This is a genomic window from Rhodococcus sp. 06-418-5, from assembly GCF_002258285.1.
Lineage (GTDB): Bacteria > Actinomycetota > Actinomycetes > Mycobacteriales > Mycobacteriaceae > Rhodococcoides.
The window spans coordinates 299,920-317,196 of record NZ_NOYE01000016.1 but is presented as its reverse complement, the minus strand read 5'-3'; the positions used below and the strand labels follow the sequence as shown (position 1 = coordinate 317,196).

Here is a 17,277-nt window from a genome sequence, read left to right as displayed (position 1 = left end):
AGAATCGGCGGTTGTGCAGCGCGAATCCGAACCCGGCGACGATACCGGTAGGCAGTCCGTCCGCCGTTTGGGCGTGATGGGCGGCACCTTCGACCCGATTCATCACGGGCACCTCGTCGCCGCCAGCGAAGTGGCGAACAAGTTCGCTCTGGACGAGGTGATCTTCGTCCCCACCGGAAACCCGTGGCAGAAGGAAGGCAAGTCGGTCAGCCCGGCAGAGGATCGCTACCTGATGACCGTCATCGCGACGGCGTCCAATCCGAGATTCTCGGTCAGCCGGGTGGACGTCGACCGGGAGAAGTCCACCTACACCGTCGACACCCTGCGCGATCTGCGATCGCAGCATCCCAATGCCGAGCTGTTCTTCATCACCGGCGCCGACGCGCTCGAGTCGATCCTCACGTGGCAGAACTGGGAGGAGCTGTTCGAGCTCGCCAAGTTCGTCGGCGTCTCGCGTCCCGGGTTCGAGCTCGGCGTCGAACATCTGGCCAACCACCTTCGATCGCTACCCGCGGACACTCTCACATTGATGGAAATCCCTGCACTCGCGATATCGTCGACGGACTGTCGACTTCGAGCCGGTGAGAATCGGCCGGTCTGGTACCTCGTACCGGACGGCGTCGTGCAATACATCTCGAAGAGGAATCTCTACAGACCACGAGGCGCTCAGCGTCTCGACGGATCCGTCACCATGTCGGAACCAGCGCCCCAGAAGAAGCAACCGGCAGGGTCGGTCACCAGCGCAATGACCGAGAACCCGAGCCATACGAGTGGGAGTACACCGAAGTGACTGCAACAGCCGAAGCCGCCGAGATGGCGCGGATCGCCGCGCTCGCAGCCGACGACAAACTGGCCGGCGACGTGGTGATTCTGGACGTCTCCGATCAGCTCTACATCACCGATTGCTTCGTCATCGCCTCCGCGCCCAACGAGCGTCAGGTCAACGCGATCGTCGAGAACATCGAGGACCAGCTGCGTGAGGCCGGACACAAGCCGGTCCGCCGCGAGGGCACCAGAGAAGGCCGTTGGGCGCTGCTGGACTACTCCGACATCGTCGTGCACGTCCAGCACAACGAGGAGCGGAACTTCTATGCACTCGAGCGGTTGTGGAAGGACTGCCCGACCATCGAGGTTCCCGGTCTCGGACAGCATCCGGCTCCGGAATCGGAGCAATGATCAGACGGCTCATCCTGCTTCGGCACGGTCAGACGGAGTACAACGCCACCGACCGCATGCAGGGTCAGCTCGACACCGATCTGTCCGAGCTCGGCCGCAGCCAGGCGAAGACGGCCGCCGCCGAGCTGGCGACGCGTGATCCGATCAGGATCGTCTCCTCGGATCTGCGGCGAGCTCTGGACACTGCGAACGCGCTCGGAGACGCAGCCGGTGTGACGGTGTCGACGGACGAGCGTCTGCGCGAGACCCATCTCGGTCAGTGGCAAGGGCTCACCCACACCGAGGTCGACGACATCGCTCCCGGGGCACGACCGGCCTGGCGCGCGGACGCCACCATTGCCCCACCCGGTGGGGAGAGCCGCATCGACGTTGCCCGACGCAGCGTGCCGCTGGTTCGTGAACTCACGGCAGGCGTCCCCGAGTGGGGTGCAGGCGGCAGCGAGCGACCGCTCGTCCTCGTCGCGCACGGAGGTCTGATCGCGGCGCTCACCGCCGCGCTGCTCGATCTACCGACCGATCGCTGGCCGGTACTCGGAGGCCTCGCGAACACCAGCTGGGTTCAGCTCGGCGCGCACGGCCCCGGCGAGAACCCGTCCTGGCGACTGGACGTGTGGAACGCCTCCGCGCGGGTGGCCAGTGACGTCCTCTGAGACGGCGCGGCCCGCGCTGCTCGTCCTCGCGGACTCGTTGAGCTACTACGGACCCGAGGGCGGACTGCCCGTCGACGACCCGAGACTGTGGCCCAATCTCGTTGCAGCGGAACTGGATTGGACGGTCGAGTTGGTTGCGCGCATCGGCTGGACGAGTCGTGACGCGTGGTGGGCCCTGACCCAGGATCCGCGAGTGTGGGCAGCCATTCCCCGTGCCGGTGCCGTCGTGCTCGGAATCGGCGGCATGGATTCGCTCCCGTCACCGCTGCCGACTGCGCTCCGGGAGCAGATCAGATACGTCCGACCGCCTGCCCTGCGGCGCGTGGTTCGCGCGGGATACCAAGCGGTGCAACCCGTTCTGTCGCATCTCGGTTGGCCCGTCGCGCTGCCGCCGCGGCTCAGCGTCGAGTATCTGGAACAGACCCGTGCGGCACTGGCGTACGTGCGTCCCGAACTTCCCGTCATCGGAACCTATCCATCGGTGCACCGCTGCGATGCGTACGGCAAGGTGCACTCCGGTCGCGAACCCGCCGTACGCGCACTGCGTGCGTGGAGCTTGGACAGGAACGTCCCCATGGTCGACCTCGCCGACGCCGTACGACCGAACATCGAGTCCGAGGACGCGAACCCCGACGGCATCCACTGGGGATGGGACGCCCACATCGCAGTCGCCGATGCGATGCTCGAGGTGCTGCGACCCGTCGCCGCCGCCCGATCGATGACCGAAACGCCGTGACCGTCGCCGTCGTCACCGACTCCTCCTCCTGCCTGCCGGCCTCACTCGCCGCAGAGCGAGGCATCACGCTGGTGCCACTGCACGTGCTGGTCGACGGAATCGACCACCGTGAGGGTATCGACGAGATTCCCGATCAGTCCTCTTCGGGCAAGCAGGTGACCACTGCGGGGGCCTCTCCGGGTGAGCTCACCGAGGTCTACGCCGCGGCTCTCGAACGCAGTCGAGGTGCCGGTGTGGTGGCACTGCACATCTCTCGGGGACTGTCGAGCACCTGGGAAGCTGCGCGCCAGGCCGCAGATCACGTGGGCTCGGCCGTCCGAGTCGTCGATTCCGCCTCGGCCGGAATGGGACTGGGCTTCGCAGTGCTGGCTGCGGCAGCCACCGCCGCCGGGGGAGCAGAACTGGACGCGGTGTACCGCGACGCCGTCGCCGCGTCGACGACGTCGCGATGCTTCATCGTCGTCGATCGACTCGACCACCTGCGACGCGGCGGCCGAATCGGTGCCGCTGCCGCATTGCTCGGCACGGCGCTGGCGATGAAGCCGGTCCTGCACATCACCGACGGCAAACTCGTGTTGCGGGAGAAGACGCGGACCTCGTCCAAGGCGCTGACCAAGCTGGTCGATGCAGCCGTCGCTGCCGCGGAGGAGGTCGGTGACGAATCGGGGGTTGCGCTCGCGGTGCACCACATGCAGTGCCCCGAGCGGGCCGAGGACGTAGCCGCGATGCTGACCTCCCGGATACCGCATTCGACCAGCATCGACGTCTATCCTTTCGGTGCCGTTCTGGGTGCTCACGTAGGCCCGGGCGCGGTCGGTGTCGTCGTGGCGTCCGGACGTCGATAGGCGCGTCGCGTCCCGCGTTCATCCACAGCCTCCGGGTTCGTGCACAGGGCAGTCTGCGACCTGCAGTCCTCGGTGAACGAACCGATCGTGCGCACTAGCGTCCTCGAGCATGGGCGGCAACGACGATCGGGCGCACACGGTGGCGCGATTGAACTCCGTGCGCAGACAACACGATTCCTCCCGCGATCGTGCCGTGCCCGAGGGCGTGCGACCCGACGCCGAGTCCACGGATCCGGATTGGATGCTGCCGGAAGCACAACGAGAAGGTGCCCCGTGGTCGGCCCTGCTGCCGGCGCGGTGGCGATCCGCCCGCGTGAACCCGGGGAAACAGGGGGCGCTGGCGATGGCGGCGGCCGGGGTCTTCGTCGTGCTGGTCGCGGGATTCGCGGTGGCCAGGGACGCACCGAGTCCCGCACCGGCACCACCCCTCGCTGTGGTCGCGACCGAGAGCTCGGACACCGATGGCACGGTGGATACCGATCGCACGGTGGATTCTGTGCCGACCGCCGAGGCCGAACTCGTGGTGAGCGTCGTCGGGCTCGTGACGCGTCCCGGATTGGTTCGGCTGCAACCGGGTTCGCGAGTTGCCGACGCGCTGGCCGCGGCAGGCGGCGCTGTCGAGGGTGCCGACCTGCTGGCGCTCAACATGGCCGCGCGAGTCGCCGACGGTGATCAGGTCGTCGTCGGCGTCGTGCCGCCCGAGGCAGCTCCACCGGTCAGCAGTACGACATCGGAGATCGAGGCATCGACAGACGGTAGCGGCGTACCGGCCGGGGTCGGAGGTTCCGCGCCCGGCGGGACGGTGGACCTCAACGCCGCGACCGTGGCAGAACTGGACGCGTTGCCCGGGGTAGGGCCGGTCACCGCGACTTCGATCGTGAAGTGGCGAGAGATCAACGGCCGCTTCACATCCGTGGATCAGTTGTCGGAGGTGGACGGCATCGGGCCCGGCAGACTGGCGAAGATCCGCGACCTGGTGCACGTCGGATGACCACCGGTGCCGCGTCCGCCCCTGCGCCACAGACCGAGGATCTTCTGCCGTTCGACGTGCGACTGGTTCCGGCCGCTGCGGTGTGCTGGTCGATCACCGCGGTCGGAATTCTCGGAGGACCCGCTGCTGCCCTGGCTGCTACCGCCTCGGCGGTTGCGGTGGTCCTGCTCCTCGCGGTGGTACTGCACGGGTTGTCTGTTCGGCGTGCCTGGCCGGGTCCGAGTCGGTCCGGTGTGGCGGCGGTGATCGTGCTGGCGCTGTGCTTCGGGGGAGCGATCTGGCTTCAGATGCGCTCGCTGGCAGAGCATCCCGTGGCGGCGGCGGCAGAGAACGGAGCCTGGATCACCGCGACGGTGCGGCCGGCGGAGGACCCGCGCCGTCTGACGGCTCCCGGGCCCGCGACCGTGATGGTGAGGGCCGCGATGACGCGCGTCGACGTGGGCGGCGAGGCGTGGAACGTCGGTGGAATGGTGTCGATCATCGCACCGGAGTCCAGTTGGTCGGCATTGCTGCCGGGCCAGGTGGTCACCGTGCGGGGCAGGCTCGGCGAGCCGATTCGGTCGGACATGACCGTGGCCGTGATCCGCACTTCGGGTCCGCCGGTCACCGTGGACGAGCCTGGAACGATCTCTGCTGCGGCCGGCACTTTCCGATCGAATTTGGCTGCGGTGGCGCAGAATTCGATGCCACCCGATCGTGCGGGTCTGCTGCCCGGTCTCGTGGTCGGCGACGTGTCGCGGCTGGACGAGACGGTATCGGACAATTTTCGGGCGGCAGGCCTCACACATTTGACGGCTGTGTCCGGAGCGAACTTCTCGATCCTGATCGGTGCGATTCTGTTGGTGTTGCGAGGTGTCGGGGTCGGACCCCGCACCACGGTCGCGGTGGCGTTCGTCGTCCTCGTGGCGTTCGTGATCGTGGCCCGGCCGTCGCCGAGTGTGCTGCGGGCGGCAGTGATGGGGTCGATCGGCTTGGTGGCGTTGGTCACCGGCAGGCGCAGGCAAGCGGTACCGGCACTGTGCGGTGCGGTGTTGGGGCTACTCGCGTGGTGGCCGAGGCTCGCGGTGGACGTCGGGTTCGTGCTGTCGGTGTTCGCCACCGCCGGGCTCGTACTCGTCGCTCCGATCTGGGTCGACTGGCTTCGGGCCCGTGGCTGGCCGAGAGCTGCAGCGGAAGTGGTGGCGGTCGCCGCGGCAGCGCACGCGGTGACGGCGCCGATGGTCGCAGCCGTGTCAGGAACGTTCAGCGTAGTGGGAGTGGCCGCGAACGTGCTGGTGGCACCGGTCGTCGCTCCGATCACCGTGGTGGGCTTTCTGACGGCGGTGACCGCCACCGCCAGCACCTCGCTCGCGGAGCTGATCGCGCAGTTGGTGTCGGCACCGCTGTGGTGGCTGATCACGGTGGCAGAGAGGGCCGCGTCGGTGCCGGGCGCGGGCGTCGTGGTCCCCGATGGCGTCGGGGGCGCAGCACTGGCAGCGTTCTCGACGACCGCGCTGCTGACGGCGTTGCGCTTCAAGGTGTTTCGGTGGACGGCCGCGGCCGTAACGATGGCGACACTCGCGATGTGGACGGCGCACGTTCTGTGGTGACCGCTCGGTCTTCGAGCGGATGCTCGCAGTGTCGGTCGCACATGGCACGATCATGGTCGTGACTTCGAGTGTGGCTCCTCTGCATCTGGTCCTCGGCGACGAGGAACTTCTGATGGATCGCGCGGTAGCCGCGATCGTGGCTCAGGTGCGTGCGAATGCTGCGATTCCGGGGGAGGACCTGCCGGTCACGCGGTTGCGCACCGGTGATGCCAGTGCCCCGGAACTCGCCGAACTGCTCAGTCCCTCGCTGTTCGCCGAGGATCGCGTCGTGGTGCTCGAGGCCGCGGCCGAGGCAGGCAAGGACGCTGCTGCTCTGGTACTCGACGCCGCTACCGATCCGCCCGAGGGTGCAGTGGTGGTTGTCATGCACTCCGGCGGCGGCCGGGCCAAGGCGATGGTCGGTGCGCTGCAGAAATGCGGTGCTCAGGTGCACGAGTGCGCCAAGCTCACCAAGCCCGCCGAACGTATCGACTTCGTACGCGGAGAGTTCCGTACCGCCGACGTCCGGGTGAGCGGCGACGTGATCGAGGCGGTCGTCGAGTCGGTGGGCAACGAGCTTCGCGAATTGGCGTCGGCCTGTTCGCAGTTGGTCTCCGATACCGGGGGCAAGGTCGATCTCGCCGCGGTACGTCGGTACTACTCCGGCAAGGCCGAGGTGTCCGGGTTCGACGTCGCAGACAAGGCGGTGATCGGAGACCGAGCCGGCGCGCTGGAGGCTCTGCGGTGGGCCATGCACCGGGGCGTGGCGCACGTGTTGCTCGCCGATGCGTTGGCCGACGCCGTCCGCACGATCGCGCTGGTGGGTTCGGCGGGCCGCGGCGACCCCTTCCGCATGGCAGGGGAGTTGGGCATGCCGCCGTGGAAGATCAAGAAGGCGCAGGGTCAGGCGCGCGGGTGGAACGGTCGATCCATCGCCCAGGCGCTGCGTGTGGTGGCGCAGTTGAACGCCGACGTCAAGGGTCAGGCAGCGGACGCGGACTATGCAGTGGAGAAAGCGGTGGCCGAGGTCGCATCACTGGGCAGGTAGCGTCGACCGACCGCAGAGCGCAGGACAAGCCCTGCGCACTGGAAGTTCGGCGCACGAGAAAGCCCGCCGCGTCCTTCTCGGATGCGGCGGGCTCGATCGAGCTCAGAGAGGTATCAGAGCTTGTTGACTGCGAGAGCCAGTGCCGACTTCTTGTTGGCTGCCTGGTTCTTGTGGATGACGCCCTTGCTGGCGGCCTTGTCGAGCTTGCGGCCTGCATCGAGAAGAATCTCGGAAGCCTTGTCCTTGTCGCCCGCAGCCTGTGCCTCGCGGAACGAGCGGATGACGGTACGAAGGGAGGACTTCACCGACTGGTTGCGCAGGCGTGCACGCTCGTTGGTGAGAATCCGCTTCTTCTGGGACTTGATATTGGCCACGCGTAAAATCCTTGTCGTCTTCGTCGGTATTCCGGTCAGGGCGATCCATGCTGGAATGCCCGAAGTCTGCTGCTGAGCGTTGGAGCCCTGCGCCGAAGATCGAGAATACCAGCACGATCGGCCAGAACCCAATCCGGACCGGGGTGACGATGCGTTTCAAGAAATTAACGCTTCTACCGCGCCTAACTCCTGTCTCTGTAGCAACATGGCCAGAATGAGTCCGCGATCGGCAACGCATGCCACCACCAAGGCCAAAGCGACCAAAACCAAGTCAGCGGATCGTGACGAACCCGAAGCCGACGGAGTGTTCGGCGGGTATTCCGACGTCGGAAAGTACAGTCTCGCCTTCGACGAGATGTTCGACGCCGACGGGCGCACCCGAACTCCGTACAAGGGCATCCACACCGCACTCGCCCCGGCGAACGCGGTGGACCTGGATGCGAGATCCGATGCGCTGGGACGAGCCTTCATCGACCAGGGCATCACCTTCTCTCTGTCCGGCCAGGAACGCCCCTTCCCGCTCGACCAGGTACCCCGTGTCATCGCGGCGGGCGAGTGGTCACGTCTCGAGCGCGGCATCAAGCAGCGCGTCAAAGCTCTCGAGATGTTCCTCGCCGACATCTACGGCGACCAGGAGATCCTGCGCGACGGAGTGGTACCCAAGCGGCTGGTGACCTCCTGCGAGCACTTCCACCGAGAGGCGGTCGGCATCACACCGCCCAACGGTGTGCGTATCCACGTCGCGGGCATCGACCTCATTCGCGACGCGCAGGGCACGTTCCGTGTCCTCGAGGACAACCTCCGGTCACCGTCGGGCGTGTCCTATGTCATGGAGAACCGTCGCACCATGGCCCGGGTGTTCCCCGATCTGTTCGCCAGCCACCGCGTCCGCGCCGTCGGTGACTACGCCTCGCATCTGCTGCGGGCACTGCGCGCGTCGGCCGCCCTCAACGAGGCCGACCCGACCGTGGTGGTTCTCACTCCTGGCGTCGCCAACTCGGCGTACTTCGAGCACTCGCTGCTCGCGCGACTGATGGGCGTCGAGCTCGTCGAAGGACGCGACCTGTTCTGCCGAGACAACATCGTCTACATGCGCACCACCGAGGGCGAGCGTCAGGTCGACGTCATCTACCGACGCATCGACGACGACTACCTCGACCCCATGCAGTTCCGTCCCGACTCGGTGCTGGGAGTTGCAGGTCTGGTCAATGCCGCTCGGGCAGGCAACGTCGTCATCTCGAGCGCTGTCGGGAACGGCGTCGGCGACGACAAGCTCGTCTACACCTACGTGCCGACCATCATCGATTACTACATGGGCGAGAAGCCGCTGTTGGCCAACGTCGACACGTTCCGGTGCTGGCTCGACGACGAGTGCGAGGAAGTTCTCGACCGCATCGACGAACTGGTCATCAAGCCGGTGGAAGGCTCGGGCGGCTACGGCATCGTCTTCGGGCCCGACGCCTCGCCGAAGGAACTCGCCACGATCAGCAAGAAGGTTCGCGCGGATCCGCGCGGTTGGATCGCCCAGCCCGTCGTGCAGCTCTCGACGGTGCCGACCAAGATCGGCGATCGATTGGTACCGCGCCACGTCGACCTGCGGCCGTTCGCCGTCAACGACGGCGACGACGTCTGGGTGCTGCCCGGCGGCTTGACCCGGGTCGCGTTGCCGGAGGGATCCCTGGTGGTCAACTCGAGCCAGGGCGGCGGCAGCAAGGACACCTGGGTACTCGCCACCCGAACCTCTCTGGAGGAGCAGGAGCTCGCCGGCGAGGAGATCGTCAGCGTTCCACCGGAGTCGCCGATGGCCGAACAGGGCCCGGAGCTGACGATGGACCAGCAGATGAATCAGCAACAGCAACAACAGCAGCAGCAACAGCAGGCAACGAACTCGGACTCGAACGGCGGTGGACAGTAAATGCTCGCGCGCAACGCAGAGTCGCTCTACTGGATCGGACGGTACGTCGAGAGAGCGGACGACACCGCCCGTATTCTCGATGTCACCGTCCACCAGCTTCTCGAGGACGCCACGGTCGATCCGGACCACACGTCGCGAGTGTTGTTGCGAGTGCTCGGCTTCAAGCACGAGCCGGACGTCTCGCTCGACGTGTGGTCGCTCACCGAGGTCGTCGCCTTCAGCCGGGACGGGTTGGGTTCGATCGTGGACTCACTGTCCAGCGCACGTGAGAACGCCCGTGGTGCACGAGAAGTCACGTCCAGTGAGATGTGGGAGTGCTTGAACACCACGTACAACGGTTTGAACGAGCGCATCAGGGCGTCCAAGCGCACCGGCCCGGCCGAGTTCTTCAGCTACATCGAGGAGCGCGCCGCGATGTTCGCCGGTCTCGCGGACTCCACCCTCAGTCACGACGACGGCTATCGCTTCCTCCTGCTCGGTCGCTCGGTCGAGCGCATCGACATGATCGTTCGGTTGTTGCTCTCGCGAGCCGGTGACCGTCCGTCGTCGCCGGCTTGGGTCACGGTGCTGCGCTCCGCCGGTGCTCACGACACCTACTTGCGCACCTACCGCGGCGCGCTCGACGCCCAGCGAGTTCTCGAATTCATGTTGCTGGACAGGCTCTTTCCGCGCTCGGTGTTCTACGCACTCAACGAGGCGGAACGTTCGCTCGATCAACTCGACCATCAGCCCAACAGTCGAGTCGGTGCACGCGCCGAAGCGCAGCGCCTACTCGGCCGCGCTCGTAGCGAACTCGAATTCCTCCGTCCCGGTGAAATTCTCGACGATCTGCAGGAGCGCCTGCTCTCCCTGCAGGAAACCTGCCGTGAACTCGGTGACGCGATCTCCAAGCAGTATTTCCATGCAGCTCCGTGGGTTGCGTGGACGGACGCCGGCTCGGGAACATTCGAAGATCAACTGGAAGGTGAACTGTGAGCTGGCGTATGCGTGTCGTGCACACCACGGGCTATCAGTACGACGCACCGGTGACGTCGTCGTACAACGAGGCTCGGTTGACGCCGCGAAGTGACAACCGGCAGAACGTGATTCTGAACCGAGTCGAGACCGACCCGGTGACGCGTTCCTACCGCTACACCGACTACTGGGGCACAGCGGTAACGGCGTTCGACCTGCACGCACCGCACACCGAGCTCGAGGTCACCGGATCGTCGGTGGTCGAGACCGACCCCTTCGTCTACCCGGACGAGAACGCCTCCTGGGAGGAGCTCGCGAGCGAGCAGGTGATCGATCGCTTCAACGAGGTCCTCGACAACACCGAGTACGTGCCGAAGAACAGGCAACTGGCGTCGGTGGCGAAGAAGCTGTCCAAGGGCCTACCGCCGCAGGAATCGGTGGTGGAGATCGCCAACTGGGTCAACCAGGAGATGTCCTACGTGCCGGGGACCACCGGCGTGCACACCTCGGCCGTCGAGGCGTGGTCGGAGAAGAAGGGCGTCTGCCAGGACTACGCCCACTTGACGTTGTTGATGCTGCGCAGCATCGGCATCCCCAGCCGGTACGTCTCGGGCTACCTGCACCCGAAGAAGCAGGCCGCGATCGGTGCGACCGTTGAGGGCCAGAGCCACGCCTGGATCGAGGCGTGGACCGGTGCCTGGTGGGGTTACGACCCGACCAACGCGATCGCCGTCAACGAGCAGCACGTGTCGGTCGGACTCGGCCGTGACTATGCCGACGTGCCACCGCTGAAGGGCATCTTCTCCGGCGGCGGTTCGACGGCTCTCGACGTGGTCGTGGAAATCACCCGGTTGGCGTGAGCCCGATGCGCGTTGTGCGTCCTTCGCGGGACGCACAACGCGCGCGCATCAGTTCCAGCCGAAGTCGCGACGCAATCTGTTTGCGACGGAATCGAATTGGGGCTTGCTCAGAATCGCACCCTCGCGGCGGATGCCGTCCTCGGGCACGTCGAGCACTCGATCCAGTCGAATCCAGCTCGGTCGGCCCTCGGCGTCCCAGGACCCGGACCCGATCGACTGCCAGTCACGGTCTCCGTCGCGGCTGCTCTGGCTCGACAACATCAGGCCGAGCAGGTCGTTGCCCTCGCGTCCGATGACCAGCACCGGGCGGTCCTTGCCCTGGCTGGCATCTTCCTCGTAGGTGACCCAGGTCCAGACGATCTCACCGGGGTCGGCCTTGCCGTCCAGGTCGGGGGAGTACTCGATGGTGCGGGCGCGCTGCGCTGTAGGTCTGGTCTGCGATGCCACCGGACGCCCCGGACGAGGTGCCGGAGCGGACGTGCGCGCGGCCGTTCCGCTGATCGCGTCCTTGCCCTTCTGCAGGGCTCCGGACTTCTGCAGTTGACGCAGCAGCCGAGGTCCCTCGCGCATCGCGATCTTGCCCAGTTCCTTGCCGAATCTGCTCCAGTTGCCAGCCATGCGGCGAGTGTAGCGATGCAGACGCTGCTGCTCATCGCCCGAACCGCGGCAACGTGAACACCCGACTCGGACAGCCGGGGACGGCGCACCGTTCTCGGCGTGGGACGATAGGGAAACCCGTTCGCTCATTTCGAACACGCCAGCCGAAGGATACGAGTGCCCAGCTTCGCCGACACGACGTTCACCGATCCGTCCAGGATCAGGAACTTCTGCATCATCGCCCACATCGACCACGGCAAGTCGACGCTGGCCGACCGGATGTTGCAGCTCACGGGCGTCGTCGACGACCGGTCGATGCGCGCTCAGTACCTCGACCGGATGGATATCGAGCGCGAGCGCGGCATCACCATCAAGGCGCAGAACGTCCGGCTCCCATGGGTCGTCGACGGTGAGGAGTTCGTTCTGCACCTCATCGACACGCCAGGCCACGTCGACTTCACCTACGAGGTGTCGCGCGCACTCGAGGCCTGCGAGGGTGCGGTGTTGCTCGTCGACGCCGCGCAGGGAATCGAGGCGCAGACGCTCGCGAACCTGTACCTGGCCCTGGACAAAGAGCTCACCATCATTCCGGTGCTCAACAAGATCGACCTGCCCGCTGCCGACCCGGATCGCTACGCCGCCGAGATCGCCCACATCATCGGCTGCGAGGCCGACGATGTGCTGCGCGTGTCCGGCAAGACCGGTGTGGGCGTGGAGGAACTGCTGAACGAGGTCGTCAAGCTGGTTCCGGCCCCGGTCGGCAATCCCGACGGCCCGGCCCGCGCGATGATCTTCGACTCGGTCTACGACACCTACCGCGGAGTCGTCACCTACGTCCGCGTCGTCGACGGTGCACTCAACCCGCGCGAGAAGGTCACGATGATGTCGACCGGCTCGACGCACGAGCTGCTCGAGGTCGGGATCGTCTCTCCCGATCCGAAGGCGACCAAGGGCCTCGGCGTCGGCGAAGTGGGCTACCTCATCACCGGTGTGAAGGACGTCCGCCAGTCCAAGGTCGGCGATACCGTCACCACCTTCCGCAAGGGCGCGACCGAGCCGCTGACCGGCTACCGCGAACCCCGTCCGATGGTGTACTCGGGCCTCTACCCGCTCGACGGCTCGGATTACCCCGACCTGCGCGACGCACTCGAGAAGCTGCAACTCAACGACGCGGCCCTGACCTACGAGCCGGAGACCTCCGTCGCGCTGGGATTCGGCTTCCGCTGCGGCTTCCTCGGTCTGCTGCACATGGAGATCACCCGCGAGCGGCTCGAGCGGGAGTTCAACCTGGACCTGATCTCGACCTCGCCGAACGTGGTCTACCGCGTCGAAATGGAAGACGGTGCCGAACACATCGTCACCAACCCGTCGTACTGGCCCGAGGGCAAGGCGCGGGAAGTGTTCGAGCCGATGGTCAAGTGCACCATCATCTCGCCGAGCGAGTTCATCGGCTCCATCATGGAACTCTGCCAGGGACGACGCGGAGAACTCGGCGGTATGGACTACCTGTCCGAGACCCGAGTCGAGCTGCGCTACACGATCCCCATGGCGGAGATCATCTTCGACTTCTTCGACATCCTGAAGTCCCGGACGCGTGGATACGCCAGCCTCGACTACGAGGAGATCGGCGAGCAGAGCGGCGCGCTGGTGAAAGTCGACATCCTGCTGCAGGGTGAAGCCGTCGATGCGTTCTCGGCAATCGTGCACAAGGACGCTGCTGCCGCCTACGGCAACAAGATGACCACCAAGCTCAAGGAACTCATTCCGCGTCAGCAGTTCGAGGTACCGATCCAGGCCGCCATCGGCTCTCGCATCATCGCTCGCGAGAACATCCGCGCGATCCGCAAGGACGTGCTGGCCAAGTGCTACGGCGGCGACATCAGCCGTAAGCGCAAGCTGCTCGAGAAGCAGAAGGAAGGCAAGAAGCGGATGAAGACGATCGGTCGCGTCGAGGTGCCGCAGGAAGCCTTCGTCGCCGCTCTGTCCTCGGAATCCTCGTCGGACAAGCCGAAGAAGTAGAGCAGCTCCCGGTTGCCGGCAGCGACCTCACACACTTTCTGTCGACTGCGCGCCCCCGCTCACCTCGGAGCAGGGGCGCGCAGTTGTCAGCAGGGACGCGCGGTCCCCACCGAATCCGGTCACGAACGGCGCGCGAGTACATTTCGAAACTGTGACGACCCCGATTCTGAAGCAGCTACGTGTTCCCGTCGTCGGTGCGCCGATGGCAGGCGGCCCGAGTACTCCCGAACTCGCCCGTGCAGTCTCGGAGGCGGGTGGGCTCGGCATGATCGCCGGTGCGTTGCTGACGCCCGACGCCTTTGCGGCGCAGATCGATTCGGTCCGCGATCTGCTGTTCGGAGTCAATCTCTTCCTGCCCGAGGAGCCATCGGGTGCGGACGTGAAGTCCTACGCCGAGCACCTCGCGTCCTGGTTCGAGCGTTTCGACGCGGAGCCGGGAGAGCTGGTCCGACGCGACGACTTCTACGCCGAGAAGTTCGCCTGGTTGCTCGCGCACCCGGTACCGCTGGTGTCGAGCACGTTCGCGACGTTCGACGCGGACGAAGTCGCGCAACTGCACGCCGTAGGAACGGAGGTGTGGGCCACCGTCGCCACCCCGTCGGACGCATCGGTGGCCACCGCCAACGGTGTGGACGCTCTCGTGGTGCAGGGACCCGAAGCGGGCGGGCATCGCGGCACCTTCGACGGCTCGGCCCCCGACGAGCCGCTGACCGAACTGCTGACCGCGGTGCGTGAGATATCCGATCTACCGCGAATCGCCGCCGGCGGACTGATGGACGGCAACGCCATGGCGCCACTGCTCGATTCGGGTGCCGCACATGCCGCGCAGCTCGGAACCGCGTTTCTGAACACACCCGAGGCCGGCACCAAGCCGGTGCATCGACAGCAACTGACCGTCGCTTCCGACACTGCAGTGACCAGGGCGTTCTCCGGCCGACCTGCGCGGGGGTTGGTGAACGAGTTCATGCGCGAGAACTCCGAGGCCGCACCACTGGCGTATCCCGATCTGCACTACCTGACCGCGCCGATGCGGGCGAAGGCCGCGGCTGCGGGTGATCCGTCCGGACTCTCGATGTGGGCCGGCACCGGTTTTCGCCGGGCACAGGCGAAGCCCGCGGCCGAGCTGATCGCCGAATGGGCGAGGCAACTCGGCCGCTGAGCCCTCCCGCTCAGGGGTTGGAGTGGGCGGGCTGGAAGTGCCCTGCCACCTGAGCTTCCTCGGCGCGGATGACGTGCACCACCGCGTTGATCAACGCGAGATGGGTGAACGCCTGCGGGAAGTTGCCGAGATGGCGGCCGGTGCGATGGTCGATCTCCTCGGCATAGAGCTTGAGTGGGCTCGCATACCCGAGCAGACGCTCGCAGAGGTGCTTGGCGCGAGGAAGTTCGCCGATCTCGACCAGCGCCGACACGAGCCAGAACGAGCAGATCGTGAACGTCCCTTCCTCGCCCGCCAGACCGTCGTCGGTGGTGTCGGTTCGGTAGCGCAGGACCAGGCCGTCCTCGGTCAACTCGTCGGCGATGGCCAGCACCGTCGCACGGATGCGTTCGTCCTCGGCAGGCAGGAACCGAAGCAGCGGTGCCAGCAGCAGTGACGCATCCAGCGACGGGTCACCGTAGCGCTGAGTGAGAACACCCCGAGAGTCGGTGCCGTTCTCGAGAATGTCCGCCTTGATCTCGTCGGCGATCTCGTTCCACTTGGCCGAATACTCCGTCTCGCCGTGGATGTCGGCGAGCTTGGCACCTCGGTCGAGCGCAACCCAGCACATGAGCTTCGACGAGGTGAAGTGCTGCGGTTCACCGCGCACCTCCCAGATGCCGCGATCGGGCTTGCGCCAGTTGGCGATCGCCTCCTCCACCTGTCGCCTGAGCAGGGGCCACAGGAATTCGGGCACGTGCTCGCGCGACTTGACATGCAGGTACACCGAATCGAGCATCGTGCCCCAGATGTCGTGCTGCTCCTGGTCGTAGGCTCCGTTGCCGATACGTACCGGACGTGCGCCGTCGTATCCGGACAGGTGCGGCAGCTCGCTCTCGTCGAGCGTTTTCTCGCCACCGATGCCGTACATGACCTGGAGGGGATTGACCTCGCCGTTCGCCGTTGTCGCCACGTCGGACATGAACGCGAAGAAGTCGTTGGCCTCGCGGTCGAGTCCGAGTGTGTACAGGCCCCACAGCGCGAACGTCGAATCACGCACCCAGGTGTAGCGATAGTCCCAGTTACGTTCTCCACCAGGGGTTTCCGGAAGCGACGTGGTCGACGCAGCCAGCAGGGCACCGGTGGGGGCGTAGGTCAGACCCTTGAGTGTCAGGGCGCTGCGCTGCAGGTAGCCTCGCCACGGGTGATCGGGGAATCGGCCGATCGTGATCCACTGCCGCCAGCATTCGGAGGTGCGCCACATCTTGTCCGCGGCTTCGTCGAACGTCTGCGGCGCAGGCAGATCCGACCACGAGAGAGCAACGAAGACGTTGTCGCCCTCGGTCATTCGGGTGCGGGCGCGGGCTTCGCGTCCTTCGATGCCGATGCGGAGGTTGGTGGTCAGCTTCAACGTGGGCTGATCACCGCCCGCGCTGGCCTCGCAGGTGGCGGTGGTTTCCTCGTACACCTTGCCGGTGTACTCCCACTTCGCGGGCGCGCGGTGGTAGTCGAAGGCCGGCTCGCAGCTCATCTCGAGTTCGACCGTTCCGCTGACGCACTTGATGGTGCGCAGCAGGATGTGTTCGGCGTCCCAGTCGCTCGGTGCGCGCTTGTGAGTACGAGAGCGCTGGTCGGTGTTGTGCCACGGTCCCATGACGAGTGCATCGCGCACCACGAGCCAGCCGGTTTCGGTCTGCCACGTCGTCTCGACGATCAGGCCACCGGGCAGGTATCGCCGCGCTGCGGGCACCGATTGACCGTACGGCCCGACCCGGAAGTGTCCCGCGCTGCGATCGAGGACCGCGCCGAAGATACTGGGGGAGTCAGGGCGAGGCACGCACATCCACTCGACCGATCCGTTGCGAGCGATCAGACAGGTCGTCTCGCAGTCCGAGAGGAACGCGTAGTCGTCGATCGGCGGAAAGGCACTGCGATAGGACGTCAGGGTGGACACCGGTGCGTCGGTGCTGCCCAACGCTCCCTGAACTTCGACCCCGCCCAGACCTGGATGCCCCGACCCCATGGCGGGCTCGTCGGCCACCGGGGGCACTGGCGAAACATCTTCGTATGCCGTCATGGCGTAATCATCGACCGATCCACGGCATGCGTCCACTGCTGGTCGTCGGTCGGCGTGGCGTGAGAGCGGAACGAGCTGGTTTAAGCTGCGAGGGTGGAATCGATCGCACGCTGGTGGGACGGCGTCGAACTGTGGGTGACGGGTTTGCCGTTCGTGCCACAGTCGATAGTCGTGCTGCTGGTCATCGTGCCTACCGCGTTCCTGCTGGCACGTGTCTTCGATCGCGTGCTCGCGGTGGTTCTGCACCTGCTCGGGCGTGATGCACGGGCTGCTCGCGACGCGGAGCTGACGGGTGCGACCACCGCTACGACGAAGGATGGACAGTAATG

17 protein-coding genes are annotated in these 17,277 nt (G+C 66.1%); 14 read left to right on the top strand and 3 right to left on the bottom strand.

Features of this window, described 5'->3' with window-relative positions:
* Window positions 1-76: 76 nt before the first annotated feature.
* The 8 genes from nadD to holA all read left to right on the top strand — a co-directional run bounded on the left by nadD (window position 77) and on the right by holA (window position 7,014).
* Window positions 77-790, top strand: a complete 714-nt coding sequence (gene nadD, locus CH274_RS13975) for a nicotinate-nucleotide adenylyltransferase (RefSeq protein WP_045194641.1) — start codon at window positions 77-79, stop codon at window positions 788-790.
* Window positions 787-1,176 carry a ribosome silencing factor gene (rsfS, locus tag CH274_RS13970; protein ID WP_032394567.1) on the top strand — a complete coding sequence of 130 codons (390 nt, stop codon included), beginning with the start codon at window positions 787-789 and terminating at the stop codon, window positions 1,174-1,176. The genes nadD and rsfS overlap by 4 nt, the downstream gene beginning before the upstream one ends.
* On the top strand, window positions 1,173-1,826 hold the full coding sequence (locus CH274_RS13965) for a histidine phosphatase family protein (RefSeq protein ID WP_094657797.1): 654 nt from the start codon (window positions 1,173-1,175) through the stop codon (window positions 1,824-1,826). The genes rsfS and CH274_RS13965 overlap by 4 nt, the downstream gene beginning before the upstream one ends.
* Entirely contained in the window at window positions 1,813-2,562 is a 750-nt protein-coding gene (gene octT, locus CH274_RS13960; RefSeq protein WP_094657796.1) for a diglucosylglycerate octanoyltransferase, read from the top strand. Before CH274_RS13965 ends, octT begins: the two co-directional genes overlap by 14 nt.
* Complete coding sequence (locus CH274_RS13955) at window positions 2,559-3,407, top strand: DegV family protein (protein WP_094647560.1); 849 nt, start codon at window positions 2,559-2,561, stop codon at window positions 3,405-3,407. The genes octT and CH274_RS13955 overlap by 4 nt, the downstream gene beginning before the upstream one ends.
* 109 nt (window positions 3,408-3,516) lie before the next feature.
* Complete coding sequence (locus tag CH274_RS13950; RefSeq protein WP_094657795.1) at window positions 3,517-4,398, top strand: ComEA family DNA-binding protein; 882 nt, start codon at window positions 3,517-3,519, stop codon at window positions 4,396-4,398.
* On the top strand, window positions 4,395-5,987 hold the full coding sequence (locus CH274_RS13945) for a ComEC/Rec2 family competence protein (protein ID WP_094657794.1): 1,593 nt from the start codon (window positions 4,395-4,397) through the stop codon (window positions 5,985-5,987). The genes CH274_RS13950 and CH274_RS13945 overlap by 4 nt, the downstream gene beginning before the upstream one ends.
* A gap of 58 nt (window positions 5,988-6,045) precedes the next feature.
* Window positions 6,046-7,014: a DNA polymerase III subunit delta gene (gene holA / locus CH274_RS13940; RefSeq protein ID WP_371828359.1), complete on the top strand. Its 969-nt coding sequence runs from the start codon at window positions 6,046-6,048 to the stop codon at window positions 7,012-7,014.
* 113 nt (window positions 7,015-7,127) lie between these two features.
* On the opposite strand, the gene rpsT is transcribed toward holA, so the two are convergent.
* Window positions 7,128-7,388, bottom strand: a complete 261-nt coding sequence (gene rpsT / locus CH274_RS13935; protein WP_027497522.1) for a 30S ribosomal protein S20 — start codon at window positions 7,386-7,388, stop codon at window positions 7,128-7,130.
* Window positions 7,389-7,743: 355 nt separating this feature from the next.
* On the opposite strand from rpsT, the gene CH274_RS13930 reads away from it, so the two are divergent.
* The 3 genes from CH274_RS13930 to CH274_RS13920 are packed head-to-tail and all read left to right on the top strand — an operon-like array spanning window position 7,744 to window position 11,117.
* Entirely contained in the window at window positions 7,744-9,303 is a 1,560-nt protein-coding gene (locus CH274_RS13930; protein ID WP_254924288.1) for a circularly permuted type 2 ATP-grasp protein, read from the top strand.
* Complete coding sequence (locus CH274_RS13925; RefSeq protein WP_032394562.1) at window positions 9,304-10,278, top strand: alpha-E domain-containing protein; 975 nt, start codon at window positions 9,304-9,306, stop codon at window positions 10,276-10,278.
* A gap of 8 nt (window positions 10,279-10,286) precedes the next feature.
* Window positions 10,287-11,117, top strand: coding sequence for a transglutaminase family protein (locus CH274_RS13920; protein ID WP_032394561.1), 831 nt, complete (start codon window positions 10,287-10,289; stop codon window positions 11,115-11,117).
* Window positions 11,118-11,165: 48 nt separating this feature from the next.
* Here CH274_RS13920 and CH274_RS13915 read toward each other — a convergent pair whose 3' ends face one another.
* Window positions 11,166-11,735: a type II toxin-antitoxin system PemK/MazF family toxin gene (locus CH274_RS13915; protein WP_032394560.1), complete on the bottom strand. Its 570-nt coding sequence runs from the start codon at window positions 11,733-11,735 to the stop codon at window positions 11,166-11,168.
* Window positions 11,736-11,885: 150 nt separating this feature from the next.
* Between CH274_RS13915 and lepA the strand changes: the two genes are divergently transcribed.
* Window positions 11,886-13,733: a translation elongation factor 4 gene (gene lepA / locus CH274_RS13910; protein WP_045194648.1), complete on the top strand. Its 1,848-nt coding sequence runs from the start codon at window positions 11,886-11,888 to the stop codon at window positions 13,731-13,733.
* Between the two features lie 151 nt (window positions 13,734-13,884).
* Window positions 13,885-14,892 (top strand): NAD(P)H-dependent flavin oxidoreductase, encoded by a 1,008-nt coding sequence (locus CH274_RS13905; protein ID WP_094657793.1) that lies wholly within the window; start codon window positions 13,885-13,887, stop codon window positions 14,890-14,892.
* Window positions 14,893-14,902: 10 nt separating this feature from the next.
* Here CH274_RS13905 and CH274_RS13900 read toward each other — a convergent pair whose 3' ends face one another.
* On the bottom strand, window positions 14,903-16,894 hold the full coding sequence (locus tag CH274_RS13900) for a glycoside hydrolase family 15 protein (RefSeq protein ID WP_373453500.1): 1,992 nt from the start codon (window positions 16,892-16,894) through the stop codon (window positions 14,903-14,905).
* Window positions 16,895-17,041: 147 nt separating this feature from the next.
* Here CH274_RS13900 and CH274_RS13895 point away from each other — a divergent pair, with 147 nt between their 5' ends.
* The gene (locus CH274_RS13895; protein ID WP_094657792.1) at window positions 17,042-17,275 is read left to right on the top strand and encodes a hypothetical protein; all 234 of its coding nucleotides are present in this window, start codon (window positions 17,042-17,044) and stop codon (window positions 17,273-17,275) included.
* Window positions 17,276-17,277 lie beyond the last annotated feature (2 nt).